The sequence below is a fragment of the Streptomyces sp. NPDC059816 genome (genome assembly GCF_042732055.1).
GTDB lineage: Bacteria > Actinomycetota > Actinomycetes > Streptomycetales > Streptomycetaceae > Streptomyces.
The window spans coordinates 138,492-156,028 of record NZ_JBHWIQ010000004.1; the positions used below are offsets into that span (position 1 = coordinate 138,492).

The 17,537-nt window shown below is 72.0% G+C and carries 18 protein-coding genes, 1 tRNA gene and 1 riboswitch; of the genes, 12 read left to right on the forward strand and 7 right to left on the reverse strand.

Annotated elements, in window-relative coordinates:
* Positions 1-27 precede the first annotated feature (27 nt).
* From ACFV88_RS07225 to ACFV88_RS07235, 3 genes are all read right to left on the reverse strand, one after another.
* Complete coding sequence (locus tag ACFV88_RS07225) at positions 28-780, reverse strand: MBL fold metallo-hydrolase (protein ID WP_385486972.1); 753 nt, start codon at positions 778-780, stop codon at positions 28-30.
* A gap of 394 nt (positions 781-1,174) precedes the next feature.
* Positions 1,175-2,755: a caspase domain-containing protein gene (locus ACFV88_RS07230; RefSeq protein WP_385486974.1), complete on the reverse strand. Its 1,581-nt coding sequence runs from the start codon at positions 2,753-2,755 to the stop codon at positions 1,175-1,177.
* Positions 2,748-3,155, reverse strand: coding sequence for a hypothetical protein (locus tag ACFV88_RS07235; RefSeq protein ID WP_385486976.1), 408 nt, complete (start codon positions 3,153-3,155; stop codon positions 2,748-2,750). Before ACFV88_RS07235 ends, ACFV88_RS07230 begins: the two co-directional genes overlap by 8 nt.
* A gap of 316 nt (positions 3,156-3,471) precedes the next feature.
* Between ACFV88_RS07235 and rph the strand changes: the two genes are divergently transcribed.
* From rph to rdgB, 3 genes are all read left to right on the forward strand, one after another.
* Positions 3,472-4,200: a ribonuclease PH gene (rph, locus tag ACFV88_RS07240; RefSeq protein WP_385486978.1), complete on the forward strand. Its 729-nt coding sequence runs from the start codon at positions 3,472-3,474 to the stop codon at positions 4,198-4,200.
* A 170-nt stretch (positions 4,201-4,370) separates the two neighbouring features.
* Entirely contained in the window at positions 4,371-4,760 is a 390-nt protein-coding gene (locus ACFV88_RS07245; RefSeq protein ID WP_385486980.1) for a hypothetical protein, read from the forward strand.
* Between the two features lie 60 nt (positions 4,761-4,820).
* On the forward strand, positions 4,821-5,432 hold the full coding sequence (rdgB, locus tag ACFV88_RS07250) for an RdgB/HAM1 family non-canonical purine NTP pyrophosphatase (protein WP_385486982.1): 612 nt from the start codon (positions 4,821-4,823) through the stop codon (positions 5,430-5,432).
* 65 nt (positions 5,433-5,497) lie between these two features.
* Here the strand turns inward: rdgB and ACFV88_RS07255 are convergent.
* Together ACFV88_RS07255 and bcp are read right to left on the reverse strand one after the other, a co-directional pair.
* Positions 5,498-5,581, reverse strand: a tRNA-Leu gene (locus ACFV88_RS07255).
* A gap of 54 nt (positions 5,582-5,635) precedes the next feature.
* Positions 5,636-6,103 carry a thioredoxin-dependent thiol peroxidase gene (gene bcp, locus ACFV88_RS07260; protein ID WP_385486984.1) on the reverse strand — a complete coding sequence of 156 codons (468 nt, stop codon included), beginning with the start codon at positions 6,101-6,103 and terminating at the stop codon, positions 5,636-5,638.
* 195 nt (positions 6,104-6,298) lie between these two features.
* On the opposite strand from bcp, the gene ACFV88_RS07265 reads away from it, so the two are divergent.
* From ACFV88_RS07265 to sugE, 3 genes are all read left to right on the forward strand, one after another.
* The gene (locus tag ACFV88_RS07265; RefSeq protein ID WP_385486986.1) at positions 6,299-6,631 is read left to right on the forward strand and encodes a DUF3618 domain-containing protein; all 333 of its coding nucleotides are present in this window, start codon (positions 6,299-6,301) and stop codon (positions 6,629-6,631) included.
* A gap of 171 nt (positions 6,632-6,802) precedes the next feature.
* Entirely contained in the window at positions 6,803-7,105 is a 303-nt protein-coding gene (locus ACFV88_RS07270; RefSeq protein WP_385487416.1) for a GroES family chaperonin, read from the forward strand.
* Positions 7,106-7,160: 55 nt separating this feature from the next.
* A riboswitch (guanidine-III (ykkC-III) riboswitch) is annotated at positions 7,161-7,225 on the forward strand.
* Between the two features lie 37 nt (positions 7,226-7,262).
* Positions 7,263-7,583 carry a quaternary ammonium compound efflux SMR transporter SugE gene (gene sugE / locus ACFV88_RS07275; RefSeq protein ID WP_385486988.1) on the forward strand — a complete coding sequence of 107 codons (321 nt, stop codon included), beginning with the start codon at positions 7,263-7,265 and terminating at the stop codon, positions 7,581-7,583.
* Between the two features lie 97 nt (positions 7,584-7,680).
* On the opposite strand, the gene ACFV88_RS07280 is transcribed toward sugE, so the two are convergent.
* The gene (locus ACFV88_RS07280) at positions 7,681-11,250 is read right to left on the reverse strand and encodes a transglycosylase domain-containing protein (RefSeq protein ID WP_385486990.1); all 3,570 of its coding nucleotides are present in this window, start codon (positions 11,248-11,250) and stop codon (positions 7,681-7,683) included.
* Positions 11,251-11,605: 355 nt separating this feature from the next.
* On the opposite strand from ACFV88_RS07280, the gene ACFV88_RS07285 reads away from it, so the two are divergent.
* The 6 genes from ACFV88_RS07285 (at position 11,606) to ACFV88_RS07310 (ending at position 15,882) form a co-directional block, all read left to right on the forward strand.
* Positions 11,606-12,421, forward strand: a complete 816-nt coding sequence (locus ACFV88_RS07285) for an ABC transporter permease (protein ID WP_385486992.1) — start codon at positions 11,606-11,608, stop codon at positions 12,419-12,421.
* A gap of 61 nt (positions 12,422-12,482) precedes the next feature.
* On the forward strand, positions 12,483-13,331 hold the full coding sequence (locus ACFV88_RS07290) for an ABC transporter permease (RefSeq protein ID WP_385487418.1): 849 nt from the start codon (positions 12,483-12,485) through the stop codon (positions 13,329-13,331).
* A gap of 45 nt (positions 13,332-13,376) precedes the next feature.
* A complete protein-coding gene (locus ACFV88_RS07295; RefSeq protein WP_385486994.1) occupies positions 13,377-14,387 on the forward strand; it encodes an ATP-binding cassette domain-containing protein in 1,011 nt (336 codons plus the stop codon).
* Between the two features lie 108 nt (positions 14,388-14,495).
* Complete coding sequence (locus ACFV88_RS07300) at positions 14,496-14,801, forward strand: hypothetical protein (protein WP_385486996.1); 306 nt, start codon at positions 14,496-14,498, stop codon at positions 14,799-14,801.
* Positions 14,802-14,841: 40 nt separating this feature from the next.
* Positions 14,842-15,018 (forward strand): hypothetical protein, encoded by a 177-nt coding sequence (locus ACFV88_RS07305; protein ID WP_385486998.1) that lies wholly within the window; start codon positions 14,842-14,844, stop codon positions 15,016-15,018.
* An 81-nt stretch (positions 15,019-15,099) separates the two neighbouring features.
* A complete protein-coding gene (locus ACFV88_RS07310) occupies positions 15,100-15,882 on the forward strand; it encodes a DUF1707 domain-containing protein (protein ID WP_385487000.1) in 783 nt (260 codons plus the stop codon).
* Positions 15,883-15,926: 44 nt separating this feature from the next.
* Here the strand turns inward: ACFV88_RS07310 and ACFV88_RS07315 are convergent, their stop codons facing one another.
* Entirely contained in the window at positions 15,927-17,318 is a 1,392-nt protein-coding gene (locus tag ACFV88_RS07315) for a DUF445 domain-containing protein (protein WP_385487002.1), read from the reverse strand.
* Positions 17,319-17,537: the final 219 nt, after the last annotated feature.

Here is a 17,537-nt window from a genome sequence, read left to right on the forward strand (position 1 = left end):
CGGGCGCGGCACTCCCCGGTGCTCTGCTCAGACCGCGTACGTGGCGCCCGGGACGGCGAGTTCCGTGGGGCCCTCGAAGACCTCACGGGCGTCCAGCAGGTTGACCTGGGGGTCGGTCCACGGCGGGATGTGGGTGAGCAGCAGCCGCCCCACCTCCGCCCGGCGGGCCACCGCCCCGGCCTCGCGCCCGTTCAGGTGCAGGTCGGGGATGCTCTCCTTGCCGGCGGTGAACGCGGCCTCGCACAGGAACAGGTCGGCGCCCGCGGCGAGTTCCTGCAGCGGCTCGCAGACGCCGGTGTCCCCCGAGTACGTGAGCGCGCGGCCCCCGTGTTCGACGCGGATGCCGTACGCCTCCACGGGGTGCGCGACGCGTTCGGTGCGCACCGTGAAGGGGCCGATGTCGAAGGTGCCGGGCTTGACCGTGTGGAAGTCGAACACCTCGCTCATGGAGGAGGCCGAGGGGGTGTCCGCGTACGCGGTGGTGAGCCGGTGTTCGGTGCCCTCGGGGCCGTACACGGGGACGGGGTCGCAGCGGCCGCCTTCGTGGCGGTAGTAGCGGGCGACGAAGTACCCGCACATGTCGATGCAGTGGTCGGCGTGCAGATGGCTGAGGAAGATGGCGTCGAGGTCGTAGAGACCGCAGTGGCGCTGCAACTCGCCGAGGGCGCCGTTGCCCATGTCGAGCAGCAGCCGGAAGCCGTCGGCCTCGACGAGGTAGCTCGAACAGGCCGAGTCCACGGACGGAAACGACCCCGAGCAGCCGACGACGGTGAGCTTCATGGGAGCTGGAACCTCCGCGCTGACGGAAGACGGGCCCTGCGGGGGGCCGAAGGGGTGGAGTCTGTCGAGCGTAAAGCGCGAAAGGGGTGGGCGCTCCCCCGTCACTGACCGTTGTGGGCGAACTCACCCGCGCTATCACCGATTCGGGCTCTGTCCCGTGCGGGTGCGCTCCGGTTCTTGCGTGGTTGCTCGTGCTGGTGATCGGGTGCGATCACCTGGCGGTGGGCTGTTCTGTGGGGTGCGCTGTCGTTTTGCGCAGTTCCCCGCGCCCCTATCGGGGCGCGATCCGCTGGGGGTGTGTGGCCTGGCTCGGGTGCGTTGTCGTTCTTGCGCAGTTCCCCGCGCCCCTGTCGGGGCGCGTTCGCTGGCGGGTGTGGTGTTCCCGGGGGCGTGGTCAGAGGAAGTCGGTGCTTCTGCCCTGGGTGAATTCCTGCTGGTCGTAGGAGTAGAAGGGGCCGAACTTCCACCTCTTCTTGTACCGGGCTCGCCGGACGAAGCCGGGGTTCCTCTCCTCGATGATCTCCTCGTCAGGCGTGCGCTCCTTGACGTCGAGCACGATCGCGGCGGTGAACAGCCCGGCGATCCCGGACAGCGTGGCCAGCGTGTCGCTCCAGCCGGACCGGATGTCGACGGGGAGCCCGGCGAGGCCGGAGAGCCATCCGCCGAGGCGCAGGCCGGCCGGCAACAGCCAGATCACCTCGGCGGCCACCACGAAGAGCAGGAGTGCCACGCCGCCGCCCACCCGCAGGCCGGCGAGGACCCTCCGTCCGGTCGGCTCGTGCCGGGCGAACGGCTCCTCCTCGATGATCCAGCCCATCAGGAGCCCTCCCGCGGTGACCATCGCCTTGATCGTCCCGACGACCACGGCGACGAAGAACAGGTCGAGGACGACGGCGCAGATCGCCAGCGCCAAGAGCTTCCCGCCACCGTCGGGCAGGGTGAAGCCGTCCACCCAGAGCGAGGCCGACCACAGTCCGGCCGCCCCTCCGGCGAGCGAGAACAACAGGCCCAGCATCCTCGTGAGGTTCTGGGTGCTCCGGGCCCGGAAACTGGTGTGGTGGGCCACTGCTGCTTCCGCCGCCTTGACCTGCTCGCTCAGCTCGGCCGCCCTGGCCTCGGACTCCTGGGTCCGGCGGCTGGCCTCGGCGAGGGCCAACTGCTCCGCGGCACGGGAAAGCCCCGGGTCACCTTCGAGCGCGCGGCGCAGGGCCCGGTCGGCCAACTCGGCGGCGCGGGGGTTCCGGGCCAGCTCGAAGCGCTCCCCCTCGGCCGAGGAAACGCTCAGCGTCGGCGTCTGATCGGGCACCTGTTCGGGAATCCGGCGGCTGATGAAGCGGTACAGGTCGTCGACGCTGACGATGCCGTCCTCGTCGAGGTCCGCGTCTCCGGTACGCAGACCGTGCACGACGGCGGACGTGAACACCGAGGGCTGACCCTCGACCCGGCTGAGCGAGACGGTCTCGTAGCTGTACTGGAGGGCGGTGGAGGAGGTGATGACGATCCGGCCGCTGCCCTGGAAGGTCTCGTCGAGGGCGACCTCCTGGTCGCCGCGGGTGCGCATGCCCTTGTTGAAGGCCCCGCTGTAGCAGCAGTCGAGCAGCAGGATGACGCGTCGGCTGCGGCTCTGGTCCATGCAGTCGGCGAGGAAGTCGGCGCCGATCGAAGTGGCGGCCAGCGAGTCGAACTCGCTGTCGCGGGTGACGAAGTGCAGTCGGTTGCGGCGGTCCTTCCGGCCGTGGCAGGACAGGTGCAACAGCAGCGTGTCGTCGGCGGTGGCGGAGCCGAAGAACTGCTCGATCGCTATTCCCCAGCTCCGCATCGACTCGTTGACCAGGACGTTCACCTCGAACGCGCCGACCGCCGGGTCGCCGAGGACCTCGCGCAGGTGCTCGGCGTCGGAGGCGGCGCCCGGCAAGGCCGCGAACCGGGCGTCCTCGTACGTCTCGGTGGCCAGCACCAGGGCCCGCTTAGTCACCTGACTCCTCTGGACCGTCGGTGGAGGAGAGGTGCGCGAGGAAGGCTTCGACCATCCGTCGGCGCTCGGCGGGCGAGCCGGCTTCGAGGTGCAGCTCGTTGTCCTCGATCCGGAGGGTGACCGTGCCCGTGGTGCGGCGCGCCAGCCAGTCCTGGACCAGCAGCACCAGCGACCGCATGGCGGGCGCTCCGGCCAAACCCAAGATCAGGGAGCTGTAGAGGGTGGTGTCACCGGCGCGGGTGCCGGGGGGCGGCGGTGGGGCCGGGCTGTGCGTCCGGTGGAGCAGCGGAAGCTGGTCGAGTTCCTCGATCAGCGACTCCATCTCCTGTTCGGTCACCTCGGCGCCGTCCGGGCTCTCGAAGACCAGACCGACCTCTATCGACTCCGCTGATCGCTTCATTCTTCCCCCTGTACGGCATACCCAATGTGCGGACAGAATGCCACAAGAGCACTACTCAGAAAGGCAGTTGCCCAACCGCAGCGCAGCGCATCGCACCCCGACCCCGATAGGGGCGCGGGGAACTGCGCAAAACAGCAACGCACCCGCACGGGACAGCACACCCGCAGCGCATCGCACCCGATCAGGGGCGCGGGGAACTGCGCAAATCGACAGCGCACCCGCACGGGACGGCGCACGCGCAGCACACCGCACCGGCCCCGCAGGGGACCAACCCGCCCACGCCCCCCTGAAGGCCGTGGGCGATAAGCTCGGCCCCATGTCACGTATCGACGGCCGCACCCCCGACCAGCTCCGCCCGATCACGATCGAACGCGGATGGAGCAAGCACGCCGAGGGCTCCGTCCTCATCTCCTTCGGTGACACGAAGGTGTTCTGTACGGCCACCGTGACCGAAGGCGTCCCCCGCTGGCGCAAGGGCAGCGGCGAGGGCTGGGTGACCGCCGAGTACTCGATGCTCCCGCGCTCCACGAACACCCGCGGCGACCGCGAGGCCGTCCGGGGCCGGGTCGGTGGCCGTACGCACGAGATCTCCCGGCTGATCGGCCGCTCCCTGCGTGCCGTCGTCGACTTCAAGGCCCTCGGCGAGAACACGATCGTGCTGGACTGCGACGTGCTCCAGGCCGACGGCGGCACCCGCACCGCCGCGATCACCGGCGCCTACGTGGCCCTCGCCGACGCGGTCACCTGGGCCAAGGACCGCAAGCTGGTCCGCGCGAACCGCCAGCCGCTCACCGGCACCGTCTCCGCCGTGTCGGTCGGCATCGTGGGCGGGGTCCCGCTGCTGGACCTCCGCTACGAGGAGGACGTCACGGCGGACACCGACATGAACGTCGTCTGCACCGGCGACGGCCGCTTCGTCGAGGTGCAGGGCACCGCCGAGGCCGAGCCCTTCGCCCGCGACGAGCTGAACGTCCTGCTCGACCTGGCCGTCGGCGGCTGCGACGAGTTGGCGGCCTTCCAGCGCAAGGCGCTCGACGAGCAGTGAACCGCTGACCGCCGCCCGGTCCGCGCCCGGGGGGGCCGGGCCGGGCGGCGGTGTGACCGGGCGAACCGGCACCGGGGGCAACCAAGCGGCGGCGGATCGCGTTTCTACTAGTACGGGCGCAGGGGGGAACCCCGCAGCGTCCGCCGTGACTCTCGGGAGGGACCCGCCCCATGGCCGCGCGCCGCCGCACCATCACCGCTCTCGCCGTTGCCGGGGCAGTACTCTTCACCCCGCTCGCCGTCGGGTGCAGCGCCGTCGACAAGGCGCTCGACTGCGTGCAGACCGCCGACACGATCGCCGACAGCGTGACCGACCTCCAGCAGGCCGTGGAGAACGCCGCCAACGATCCGACGCAGGCCGAGGAATCGCTCCGGGCGATCGAGAAGAACCTCGACAAGATCGGTGACACCACCGACAACGCCGACCTGGGCAAGGCCGTGGACCAACTCGGCGAGGCCATCGACACCGTCGGCACCGCCATCGAGAACGGCGACTCGACCCCGGACATCGGCCCCGTCACCGACGCGGCCGGCGAACTGACCAAGGTGTGCACCCCGTAGCCGGGGGCCGGGCCCGGGGCACCCCCGGGCCCACCCCGTTCCACCAGGCATAATCCCGTCATGACCCGCCTGATCCTCGCCACCCGCAACCCCGGCAAGCTCGTCGAGCTCCAGGAGATCCTGGCCGCCGCCGCGCTCGCCCACGAGCTGGTCGGCGCCGACCAGTACCCCGAGATCCCGGACGTCAAGGAGACCGGCGTCACCTTCGCGGAGAACGCCCTCCTCAAGGCGCACGCCCTGGCCCAAGCGACCGGGCTGCCCGCCGTGGCCGACGACTCCGGACTGTCCGTGGACGTCCTCGGCGGCGCCCCCGGCATCTTCTCCGCCCGCTGGTCCGGACGGCACGGCGACGACCGGGCCAACCTGGACCTGCTGCTCGCGCAGCTCTCCGACATCGACGCCCCGCACCGCGCCGCCCACTTCACCTGTGCCGCCGCGCTCGCGCTGCCCGACGGCACCGAACGCGTCGTCGAGGGACGGCTGACCGGCACCCTGCGCCACGCCCCCGAGGGCAGCAACGGCTTCGGCTACGACCCGATCTTCCAGCCCGACGGGGACGACCGGACGACCGCCGAGCTGAGCCCCGCGGAGAAGAACGCCATCAGCCACCGCGGCAAGGCGTTCCGGGCCCTCGTCCCCGTCCTGCGCGAACTCCTCCCGGCCGCCCCGTAGCCGGGCCGCGGCCCGCACGCAGCAGGGCCCGGCCCCCGATCGCTCGGGGGCCGGGCCCTGTTCGGTGCGGCCGGAGGGACTCGAACCCTCACGGGTGTTACCCCACTGGGACCTAAACCCAGCGTGACTGCCAGTTCCACCACGGCCGCGTCCGCGCGCCCATCGTAGTGGCCGGGGCCGGGCGCCGGGCAGCGCGGGGGAGGTTACAGCCCGAGGTCCTTGATGATTTTGGCCACGTGCCCCGTCGCCTTGACGTTGTACAGGGCCCGCTCCACCTTGCCGTCCTCGTCCACGATCACCGTGGAGCGGATGACGCCCGTGACCGTCTTGCCGTACAGCTTCTTCTCGCCGAACGCGCCGTACGCCTCCAGCACCGCCTTGTCGGGGTCGGCCAGCAAGGTGACCCGCAGGTCCTCCTGCTCGCGGAACTTGGCCAGCTTCGCCGGCTTGTCCGGGGAGATGCCGATCACGTCGTAGCCCTCGCCGGCGAGGAAGTCGAGGCGGTCGGTGAAGTCGCACGCCTGCTTGGTGCAGCCGGGGGTGAGGGCCGCCGGGTAGAAGTACACGATGACCTTGCGGCCCTTGCGGTCGGCCAGCGAGACCTCCTTGCCGTCGGCGTCGGGCAGGGTGAAGGCGGGGGCGGTGTCGCCGGGCTGGAGTCGCTCGCTCATGTCGCATCTCCTCGCGAGGGTGGGTTGCCCCGGGGCGGTCGTCCCCGGGGCGATTACGGAACGCAGTACGGAACGGCGTACGGAACGCAGTACGGAAACGAGCGTAATGGGGGTGCCGTGGGGTGGGTCGCGCGGGAAGCTGACAGACTGTCGACCGTAGGGAACACCCACGCCGGACACGACGGAGGCAACACGGTGTCGGAGACATCGGATACCAGGACCCCGGCGCAGATCGAGGCGGACATCGAGCGCCGCCGCGAGCGCCTCGCCGAGACGCTCGACGAGATCGGCGTCCGAGTGCACCCCAAGACGATCGTCGGGGACGCCAAGGCCAAGGCGGTAGCCAGCGTCGACCACACCCTGGGCCGCGTCTACGTCGGCGCCAACCGGGTGATCTCCCGCTTCACGGGCAAGCTGGTGTCCGAGGACGGCGCCCCGCGGCTGGAGCGGATCGTGCCGGTCGCGATCGTCGTCGTCGGGCTCGTCGGACTGGTGGCCCTCGGCGGCTCCCGCAAGCGCAAGGTCTGAGGGCGCCGGGGCGCCGCCCCCGGCGGGAAACGGGGCGCACCGGGGCCGGTGCGCCCCCGTACGGGCCGTGCGGACCACCCCATCGGCGTACCGGGGGCCGAGACAGGTAGGTTCGGGGGCGTGAGCGCCAACAAGGACTTGAACACCACGCACGACAAGCTGCCCATCCGGATGCTGCACGACCGCGTGCTGGTGCGGCAGGACACGGCCGAGGGCGAGCGGCGCTCCGGCGGCGGCATCCTGATCCCCGCGACGGCGGCGGTCGGGCGACGGCTCGCCTGGGCCGAGGTCGTCGCGGTCGGGCAGAACGTCCGCAGCGTGGAGACCGGCGACCGGGTGCTGTACGACCCGGAGGACCGGGCCGAGGTCGAGGTGCGCGGGACCGCCTACGTCCTGATGCGCGAGCGCGACCTGCACGCCGTCGCCGCCGACCGTTTCGAGGGCTCCGAGGACTCCACCGGGCTGTACCTGTAGCCGGCGGAGCCCCGCTGGGAGGGCTGGTGACCCCGGTCACCAGCCCTTTCGCCGTTTTTTGCTACGGTGGGGGCAGCCCGACGAGACGCGCCGTACCGGGACACGCAAAGACGACGCACCCCTGTAGATCCGTTATGGAAACCACGGAGGTGCCGTCATGGCATGGATTTTGCTGATCATCGCCGGTGTGCTGGAGGTCGGCTGGGCGATCGGCATGAAGTACACCGAGGGCTTCACCCGACTGTGGCCCAGTGTGTTCACGGGCGCCGGGATCGTGGCGAGCATGGTCCTGCTGTCGTACGCGGCGAAGACCCTCCCCATCGGCACCGCCTACGGCGTGTGGGTCGGCATCGGCGCCGGTGGCGCCGCCATCCTCGGCATGCTGGTGCTCGGTGAGCCGGCGACCGCCGCGCGGATCTTCTTCATCGCGCTGCTGCTGGTCGCCGTCATCGGACTGAAGGCCACCTCCGGCCACTGACGGACCCTTCCGCGCGCGGGTCACCACCCGCCCGCACACACGAGTGGCCCCCGGGGTACCCACCCCGGGGGCCACTCGTGTGTCTGCTTCCGTCCCGCTACGGGGTCGTGGGCAGTCCGGGGCTGTTGCCGCCGGTGGGCGTGCCGGTCTGGCCGGGGCCGCCCGTCACCTGGCCGGTCGCGCCGCCGTCGGCACCGCCGGTCCCGCCGGTGCCGCCCGACCCGGTCCCGCCTGAGCCGGTGCCACCCGAGCCGGTGCCGCCGGTGCCGCCCGAGCCGGTCCCGCCGGTCCCGCCCGAGTTGGTGCCGGACGTGGTGCCGCCGGTCCCCGCGGACGTGCCGCCGTCACCCGTCGTCCCGCCGTTCTGGCCGTTCCCGGTGGTGCCGTCGGTGGCCCCGCTGCCCGGGGTCGTCGGCCTCTCGGTGTCCTGGGTGGCGTCGTTGCTGGGCGTGGTGTCCTCGGGCTCCTCCTTCTGCGTGGGGCCCTCGGTCTCCTGCTCCTCGGTGTCGGGGCTGGTGGAGGCGTCCGGGTCACTGCTGCTGCTGGCGCCCGGCAGGTCGAGCCGCCTGTTGGACCCGTCCTGGAGCCGCAGCGTGAAGTCCTGCGGCTCGCCGCCCTTGAGCGCGGCCTTGGTGTACTGCGCCCAGATCTGCGCCGGCGGACCGCCACCGCTGATCCGCGGCTCGCCCAGGGCCCCGTACAACGGGATCTGCTTGCCGGTCACCGGGTCCTGCCCCATCACCGCGATCACGGTGGCGAGGTCCGGGGTGAAGCCCGCGAACCAGGCCGCCTTGTCGTTCTCCGCGGTACCGGTCTTGCCCGCGGCGGGCCGCTCGGCGGCCAGCGCCGCCATGCCCGAGCCGCTGTCGACCACGCTGCGCAGCAGCGAGGTGGTGGTGTCCGCGGCCTGCCGGCTGACGACCTGCTTGGCCGTCCGCTTCGGCAGGGCGATCGCCGCACCGTTCTTGGTCATCTTGGCGACCAGGGTGTAGTCGCGCTGCTTGCCGTGGTTGGCGAGGGTCGCGTACGCCCCCGTCATGTCCAGCACGCTCGCCCGTGCCGCGCCCAGCGCGATCGACGGGTACGGGTGCATGTCCGGGGTCTTCTTCGGCACGCCGAGCGCGACCGCGGTCTTCTCCACCTTGCCGGGGCCCACGTCCACGGCCATCTGCGCGTACACCGAGTTCACGGACTTGTCGGTGGCCTCCCGGATGGTGATCGGCCCGTAGTTGACGTAGTCCTGGTTGCCCGGCGCGTACGGGCCGCCGCTCCAGCCCTCCACGGGGCGCTTGCTGGTGCCGTCGTAGACCGTGTTCGGGGTGATCGGACGACCGTCCTGGGTCACCGAGTCGTTCTCCACGCCGGAGGTGAACACGAACGGCTTGAACGTCGAACCGACCTGGAAGTCCCGCCGGGTCGCGTTGTTGACGAACTGCTTGGTGTAGTCGATGCCCCCGTACATGGCGACGACCTGCCCGGTCGCCGGGTCGATGGAGACGCCGCCCGCCCGCACGTTGCGGTCGACCTTGCGCGCCTTCTTGTCGACCCGGGCCATCAGCTGGTCGTTGACGGCCTTGACCAGGGCGTCCTGCTTGGGCTTCTGGAGCGTGGTGGTGATCCGGTGCCCGCCGGCGTTCAGCACGTCCTCGCTGATGATGTCGTGCTCGAACAGGTAGTCCTTGACGGCCTGCACCAGGTAGCCGCGCTGACCGGACATGCCGACCGAGCCCTTGGCCTCCCGCGGCATCGGGAACTTCATCTTGTCCCGCTCCTCCTGGGACAGCCAGCCCTCCGTGACCATGCCGTTGAGGACGTACTTCCAGCGGGACACCACCTGCGGCTTGTTCTGCGGGTGGGCCACCACGTCGTACGCGCTCGGGGCGTTGAGCAGCGACGCGAGGTACGCGCCCTGCTCGATGGTCAGCTTCTCGACGTCGACGCCGTAGTACGCCTGCGCCGCGGACTGGATGCCGTACGCGTTGCGGCCGAAGAAGCTGGTGTTGAGGTAGCCCTCCAGGATCTCGTCCTTGGACTGCTCACGGTCCAGCTTTATCGAGATGAAGAACTCCTTCGCCTTGCGGGAGAAGGTCTGCTCCTGCGCGAGGTAGTAGTTCTTCACGTACTGCTGGGTGATCGTCGAGCCGGACTGCTTGCCCTTGCCGGTCATGGTGTTCCAGCCGGCGCGGACCATCGCCTTCGGGTCGACGGCCGACTGGCCGTAGAAGTCGCGGTCCTCGGCGGCGAGCACGGTGCGCCGGACGTCCTCCGGGATCTGCGACAGCTGCACGTTCTCCCGGTTGACCTCGCCGTCACGGGCGAGCTGCGAGCCGTCCGCGTACAGGTACACATTGCTCTGCTTGGTCGCCGCGGCGTTCGCCGCGGGAATCTTCACGATCATGTAGCCGGTGATGAAGGCGCCCATCCCCAGCAGCAGCACCGTGAGGACGGCCGCCAGCGTGAAGCGCCAGGTCGGCACGAGCCGGCGCCAGCCCTTGCGCTTGGGCCGCTTCCGCTTCGCCTTCTTGCCGGGCCCGGCCGGCTCCCCGGCGGGGCCGTCGGCCGCGGCGAAGACCGCGGTGCCATCCGCTGCGCGGGGCGGCGGAACCGCGCCCTGCCCACTCTTTGCGGGGGTGCCGGGCTTCTGGAGGCGCAGCTGGGTGGTGCGCTCGACCGGCCGCTCCTCCGGGGAGCCGCCGGCACCTGCGGGGCCACCGGGGCCACCGGGTCGTCCCGCGCCGCCTGCCCCGCCCGTGCCGCCGCGGCGGACGGCGCCGAGCTGGGTGGTGCGCTCCGCCGGCGTCTCTTCGGGTCCACGGGGCGCGCCCTTGCGGGGGCCGCCCGGGGTGCCACCGGTGCCGCTGGTCGTCCGTCCCGACGCGGGGGACGCGCCGGTGGGTCGCTTCGCCGAGCCGGAGCCCGTGCCCACGCTTCCCGCGCCGGCGGCGGCTGCGGCACCAGTAGCGGCGCCCTTCTGGCCGCCGGGTGCCTTGCCGGCGCCCGGTGCGCCCGGTGCGTCGCGCTTGCTGCGGTCGTCCCGTGCGTTCTGCGCGGTGCGGGACTCCGCGGGTGCGGCCCCGGGGCCGGGCACCTTGGCCGCCGGGCCCGCTCCCGCAGCCTCGGCGCCGGTCGCCCTGGGCGCGGGCCCCTTGGGCTGGGGGGCCTTGGACTGCGGATTCTTGGACTGCGGATTCTTGGACAGGGGTGACTCGGGCTCGGTCGCCTTGGGTGCGGGCCCCTTCGGTTCGGCACCCTTGGCCCCGGGCGCCGCGGACTCGGGCGCCTTGCGCTCGGGTGCCGGGCCGCCGGGCCGCCGGGCCGCACCGGAGCCCACGGGACCGGTGCCCGCGGGACGGTTCCCGCCGGAGGTGCCGGAGCGCGGTCGCGGGGCGAACGCGTCGAAGGAGCGCTCCTCGTTGGTGGCCGGCCGCGGACCGGCCGGGCTGCTCTTCGCCGGGCGCTGCGGAGGCTTCGGCGCCCCGCCCGCGCCCGTGGCGCCCGTGGTCTTCCCCCCGGGGGCCGGAGCCCCGCTCCCGGTGTCCGAAGGCTTCTTCCCGGTTCCGGACGGGCTCCCGGAGCTCCGCTCCCCCTCGCCGGTCGGCGGTGCCGCGGGGCGTTCGGGCTCCGGGCCCGTAGTGCCCTCGTCGTGCTGTTGCGGCTCGTCGCTCATGGTTCGCGGAACTCCCGATTCACTTCGTGCGCCGGATACTTCTGTTACTGCGGGTACTGCCGTGGTGCCGTTACCGCTGCCTCGGGCGCGCCGGTGCACGGCACGACCGAGGAAGGTGCCCCCTGAGGACGTACGGGTCATACGTCACATACGCCCCGTAAAGGTTCGTACAGGGTTGCGCACCCCGTAAACCTTCGCGTCCCAGGCCTCAACTTTCGCACCCTTGCTCGGGTGCCCGTGACACGGCACGCAATCGGACCCGGAACCCCGAAACCCCGTGGCGGTGCGTCACGCCCTGCCACTAGGGTTCTGCGCTTCGGCCCCGTAACAGGAGACGACGCAAAACCGGAAGGGGTTGTACGTGCACACCGGATGGTTGTACGCGAGGGTCGTCGCCGGCGGGTTCCGACGCCACGCGACGTACCGCACGGCCACCGCAGCGGGTGTCTTCACCAACACCGTCTTCGGGTTCATTCTCGCCTACACCTTCATCGCCCTCTGGGCCGAGCGTCCCGGCCTCGGCGGTTACGACGTCTCCGACGCCCTCACCTTCGTGTGGGTCAGCCAGGGCCTGCTCGCGGTGATGGCGACCATGGGCGGCGGCTTCGAGGACGAGCTGATGGAGCGCATCCGCAGCGGTGACATCGCGATCGACCTGTACCGGCCGGTCGACTTCCAGGGGTGGTGGCTCGCCGCCGACCTGGGCCGGGGCGCGTTCCAGCTGCTCGGACGGGGTGTCGTGCCCCTGGCGGTCGGTGCGCTCGCCTTCCCGCTCGCCCTCCCGGACGGGCCCTCGCGCTGGCTCGCGTTCCTGCTCGCCGTCCTCCTCGGGGCGATCGTCAGCTTCGCGATCCGCTACCTCGTCGCGCTGACGGCGTTCTGGCTGTTGGACGGCGCGGGTGTGGCGCAGATCGCATTCCTCGCGGGCATCTTCTTCTCCGGGATGCTGCTGCCGCTCAACGTCTTCCCGGGCGCCCTGGGCGAGGTCGCCCGGGCGCTGCCCTGGTCCGCGCTGATCCAGGTGCCGGCCGACGTGCTGCTCGGCCAGTACTCCGGTGCGCGGCTGTGGGGCGCCTTCGCCTTCCAGGCCGGGTGGGCCGTGGCGCTGCTGCTGGTGGGCCGGCTCCTCCAGACGGTCGCGACCCGCAGGGTGGTGGTCCAGGGTGGCTGAACCACCGCGCACCACGCTTCCCGCGCCGCCCGGGGACCCCGTTCCCCGGTCCGTCGCGCCGCTGCCCGCCCCGGACTTCGGAACCCGCGACGGCGCCCTGACCAAGCTGCGGGACGGACTGCGCACGTACCGGATGATCGCCGCCATGTGGATCCGCTCCACGATGACCTACCGGGTGTCGTTCGCGCTGACCCTGTTGGGCAACTTCGCCGTCACCATCCTCGACTTCGTGGCGATCCTGCTGATGTTCTCGCAGGTCGACTCGCTCGGTGGTTACGCGCTCGCCGAGATCGCGCTGCTGTACGGCACCGCCTCGACCTCGTTCGGGCTCGTCGACCTCGCGATCGGCTCGGTGGACCGGCTGGGGCGGCGGGTCAGGGACGGCACCCTCGACACCCTGTTGGTGCGTCCCGCGCCGGTCCTCGCCCAGGTCGCCGCCGACCGTTTCGCCCTGCGCCGCCTCGGCCGGGTCTCCCAGGGCGCGCTGGTCCTCGGGTACGGGCTGCTGCACGTGGACGTGGACTGGACCCCGCTCGCGGTGCTGATGGTCCCGCTGATGGTGCTGAGCGGGGCGGGGATCTTCGGCGCGGTGTTCGTCGCGGGCGCGGCGTTCCAGTTCGCGGCGAAGGACGCCGCCGAGGTGCAGAGCGCGTTCACGTACGGCGGGGTCACCATGCTCCAGTACCCGCCGGCCATCTTCACCCAGGAGCTGGTGCGCGGGGTGACGTTCGTCTTCCCGCTCGCCTTCGTCAACTGGCTGCCCACGCTGTACCTCCTGGACCGCCCCTATCCGTTGGACCTGCCGAGCTGGCTGGCCTTCGCCCCGCCCCTGGTCGCCGTGGCCAGCTGTGCGCTCGCCGGACTGGCCTGGCGCGCGGGGCTGCGCGGGTACCGCAGCACGGGCAGCTGACCACGGTGCGCACCCACCCCGCCCCCACGCAGAACCGGAAGGAACATGGCACAGACCACGGGAAGCGTCCCTGACCAGGCCGGGCCGCCCGAAGCGCCACTGATCACGCTCGACGGGGTCGAGAAGGTCTTCGACGTGCGCCGCCGCACCGGTTTCCTGCGCCGGGAGCGCAGCGAGGTCCGGGCGGTGGACTCGCTGTCGTTCGGCGTGGCGCGCGGCGAGATGGTCGGGTACATCGGCCCCAACGGCGCCGGGAAGTCCACCACGATCAAGATGCTGACCGGCATCCTCACCCCCAGTGCGGGGCGCATCCGGGTCGCCGGCATCGATCCGACGCGGGAGCGGACCCGGCTCGCCCGCCGGATCGGGGTCGTCTTCGGCCAGCGCACCACCCTGTGGTGGGACCTCCCGCTGATCGACTCCTACCGGCTGGCGCACCGCATGTACCGGGTGCCCGACGCGCGCTTCAAGGAGAACCTCGACCGCTGTGTGGAACTCCTCCAGCTCGGCGAGTTGTTGGAGGTGCCCGTGCGGCAACTCTCGCTCGGCCAGCGGATGCGCGGGGACATCGCCGCGGCGCTGCTGCACGACCCCGAGGTGCTGTACCTGGACGAGCCGACCATCGGCCTCGACATCGTCTCCAAGGTGCGGGTGCGGGAGTTCCTGCGGGACCTGAACGCCGAGCGCGGCACCACCGTCCTGCTCACCACGCACGACCTGACCGACATCGAGCAGCTGTGCCGCCGGGTGATGGTCATCGACCACGGGCGGCTCATGTACGACGGCGCGTTGGCCGGGCTGCACGAGGCGGGCAAGAGCGAACGGACCCTCGTGGTGGACCTGGAGCGCGAGCTGGGGCCGATCGACGTCGGCACCGCGGCCCGGGTGGTCAAGGTGGAGGGCCCCCGCCAGTGGCTCGCCTTCCCGGCGGAGGGCTCCGCGGCGCCCCTGGTCGCCCGGATCGCCGCGGAGTACCCGCTCGCCGACCTGTCGGTGCGGGAGCCGGACATTGAGTCGGTCATCGCCCGCATGTACGCGGGCAAGGAGGGACAGTGACGGGCGCGCCGCCCCGTTGGTCCCCGGCGGGTGGACGCCCGCTCGTCCGAGTGATCTGATCCTCGGTGCTCAGAGGCATCGACCGATTCACGCGGAGGCACGCGAACCGTGCGTAACTGGTACTTCAACCTGGTCCTTCAGGACGCCCTCACCGAGGAGCAGGACGACACGCTCGCGGGCCTGGCCAGCTTCCACGACGGGCGCATCGCCCTTGAGGAAGCACCCGGGTACTCCCGCTTCACGTGCGCGTTCGAGGCGGAGACCTTGACCGGGGCCGTCGCCGACGCGCTGAGCCGGTTCGCGGACCTCCCCGGCGTCCTCGTCCGCAGCGTCGAACTGGACGAAATCGCCCTGGCCGACAACGACATGGCCACCCCGTCCGTGGTCCCCGCCCCGCCCGCACCCACCGGGTGAGGTGTGCCCCACGGGAGGTGATCTGCCCTAGTCTGCGCTCATGGAGCAACAGCCCCCGTCGGGCGGCCGGCAGTCGTACTGGAATCCGTACCGGCAGGTGGACGGCGGCGCCGTGCGCATGGCGTGCCCGAGACAGTGCGGGCGGTACATGACCGGAGCGAAGGACCACCACCTCGTCAAGTGGGAGTGTGGCTGCGGCTACCGCGTCCACAGCTAGCGCACCGCGGCGCACCGCTTCAGGGGTGAGCCAGGGGTGCCCGTCGTAGTGGGATCGGAGCCGAACTCGTAGGCTGAACGCATGACGGACGCTGAGCCTGGACCCGCCGCCGACCCCGCACGGGAGCCCTCCCCTGCGAACGCCCCCGTACCCCGTGGCAAGGAGCTGAACCCGGCACAGCTACGGGCGTCGGACGCCGACCGGGAACTGGTCGTCGAGCGGCTGCGCGACGCGATGGCCGAGGGCCGTCTCGACCTCGACGAGTTCGGGGAGCGACTGGAGGCCGCCTACGCGGCCCGCACCTACGGGGAACTCGCGCCGATCACCCGCGACCTGCCCGAGGTCGGCACCGCGCCCACCTCGCTGGTGAAGCCCCCGCCCGGTACGGCCACGGGCCCGCGCTGGCCGGAGCGGATCGGCGGTGAGCCCACCTCCTCGATGGGCGTCGCGATCATGAGCGCGTTCGAGCGCAAGGGCCGCTGGACGGCACCCCGCAGGTTCAACGCCTTCGCGCTGATGGGCGGCGGCGACATCGACCTGCGGGACGCCGACTTCCAGGACAACGAGATCGTGATCAACTGCATCGCCGTGATGGGCGGGGTCGACGTGACCGTGCCGCCCGGCGTCGACGTCGTGGTGCGCGGCATCGGGGTCATGGGCGGTTTCGACCACCCCGACCCCGAGGAGTACACCGACCCCGCCGCGCCCCGCGTGATCGTCACCGGGTTCGCCTTCTGGGGCGGGGTCGGCGTCCGCCGCAAGGTGACCCGCGCCGAGAAGGAGCGGTTGAAGGCGGAGCGCCGGCAGGAGAAGCTCGACCGCCGGGCGGCCCGCCGCGGGGAGCTCCCCCCGAGCAAGGACTGACCCGTCCGCACCGGGGCGGGTGCGAACGGGCCGGGTGCCGCGGGTCAGGGCCAGAGGCCGTGCGAGACCGCGTAGATGAGCAGTCCCGCCAGCGAGCCGACCACCGTTCCGTTGATGCGGATGAACTGGAGGTCGCGACCGATGTGCGCCTCGATCTTCTTCGAGGTGTGCTCGGCGTCCCACCCGGCCACGGTGTCCGTGATCAGCGAGGTGATCTCGTCCCGGTACGTGGTCACCACGTACACCGCCGCGCCCTCGATCCAGCCGTCCACCTTGCCCTGGAGCCCGGCGTCCGTGGACAGCCGCGCGCCGAGCGACAGCAGGGAGGTGCGGACCCGCAACCGCAGTTCGCTGCGCTCGTCCTCGGCCGCGGCCACGATCATCGCTCGTACCGAGGACCACGCGGAGGCGATCAGGTCCTGGACCTCGCTGCGGGCGAGGACCTCCCGCTTCAGGCGCTCCACCCGGGCCCGGGTGTCCGTGTCCGACTGGAGGTCGCCGGCGAAGTCCGCGAGGAAACGGTCCACGGCCTCCCGCGCCGGATGGTCGGGCATGTCCCGCATCTCGGTGATGAACCGCAGCAGCTCCCGGTAGACGCGCTCGCCGACCTTGCGGTCCACGAACCGGGGCGTCCAGCCGGGCGCCCCGCCCTGCACGGCGTCCATCACGGAGTCCCCGTGCTCCACCAGCCAGTCGTGGGCGCGTACGCACACCAGGTCCACCACCCGCCGGTGGCCGCCGTCCTCGACGATCCGCTCCAGGGCCTTCCCGATGCCGGGGGCGATCTCCTGGGCGTCGGCCCGTCGGGTTATGGCCTCGCCGACGACGGCCTGCACGTCGGAGTCCCGCAGCACGGTGAGCGCCCCGCGCAGCGCGGTGGCCAGCTCCGCGGTCACCCGGTCGGCGTGCTCCGGCTGGGCGAGCCAGGCACCGAGCCGGTTGCCGATGCCGACCGACCGCAGTCGGGAGCGGACCACCTCGCGGGAGAGGAAGTTCTCGCCCACGAACTCCCCGAGCGACGCCCCGAGCTGGTCCTTCTTGGTCGGGATGATCGCCGTGTGGGGGATCGGCAGCCCGAGCGGGTGCCGGAACAGCGCGGTCACCGCGAACCAGTCCGCGAGCGCGCCGACCATGCCCGCCTCGGCCGCCGCCGCCACGTACCCCGTCCAGGCGCCCGCGCCGTTGCTCTGGGCCCACTTGGCGAGCACGTACACCAGGGCCACGAACACCAGCAGCCCCGTGGCGGTGAGCTTCATCCGCCGCACGCCGCGCTGCCGTTCGGCATCCGCCTCGCTGAAGGTGAACCCGCCGCGCCCCGGCCGGGGGCTCCCGGCCGCCGCCCCGGTCCGCCCCGGCCCCGCGACCCGCTCCGGCCCCGCGGGCCCCTCCGGTCCCTCGGCCGCCTTCGGCCCTTCGGACCCTTCCATCCGCTCCATCCGCTTCCGTACCCGTCCGCTCTCGTGCGTTGCCCGTCGGCCACCGGTGGGGGCCGTCGAGCGGCCCCTGTCGGCCATTGTCCCTTTTCTCGATCCTTCCGAGCCGTCGAGCCGTGGGGGGGGGGCGGGGGGGGGCCGGCCCCCCCCGACCCCCCCCCCCCCCACCCCCCCCCCCCCCCCCCCCCCCCCCCCCCCCGCGCGGCCGAACCCCCCCGCGAG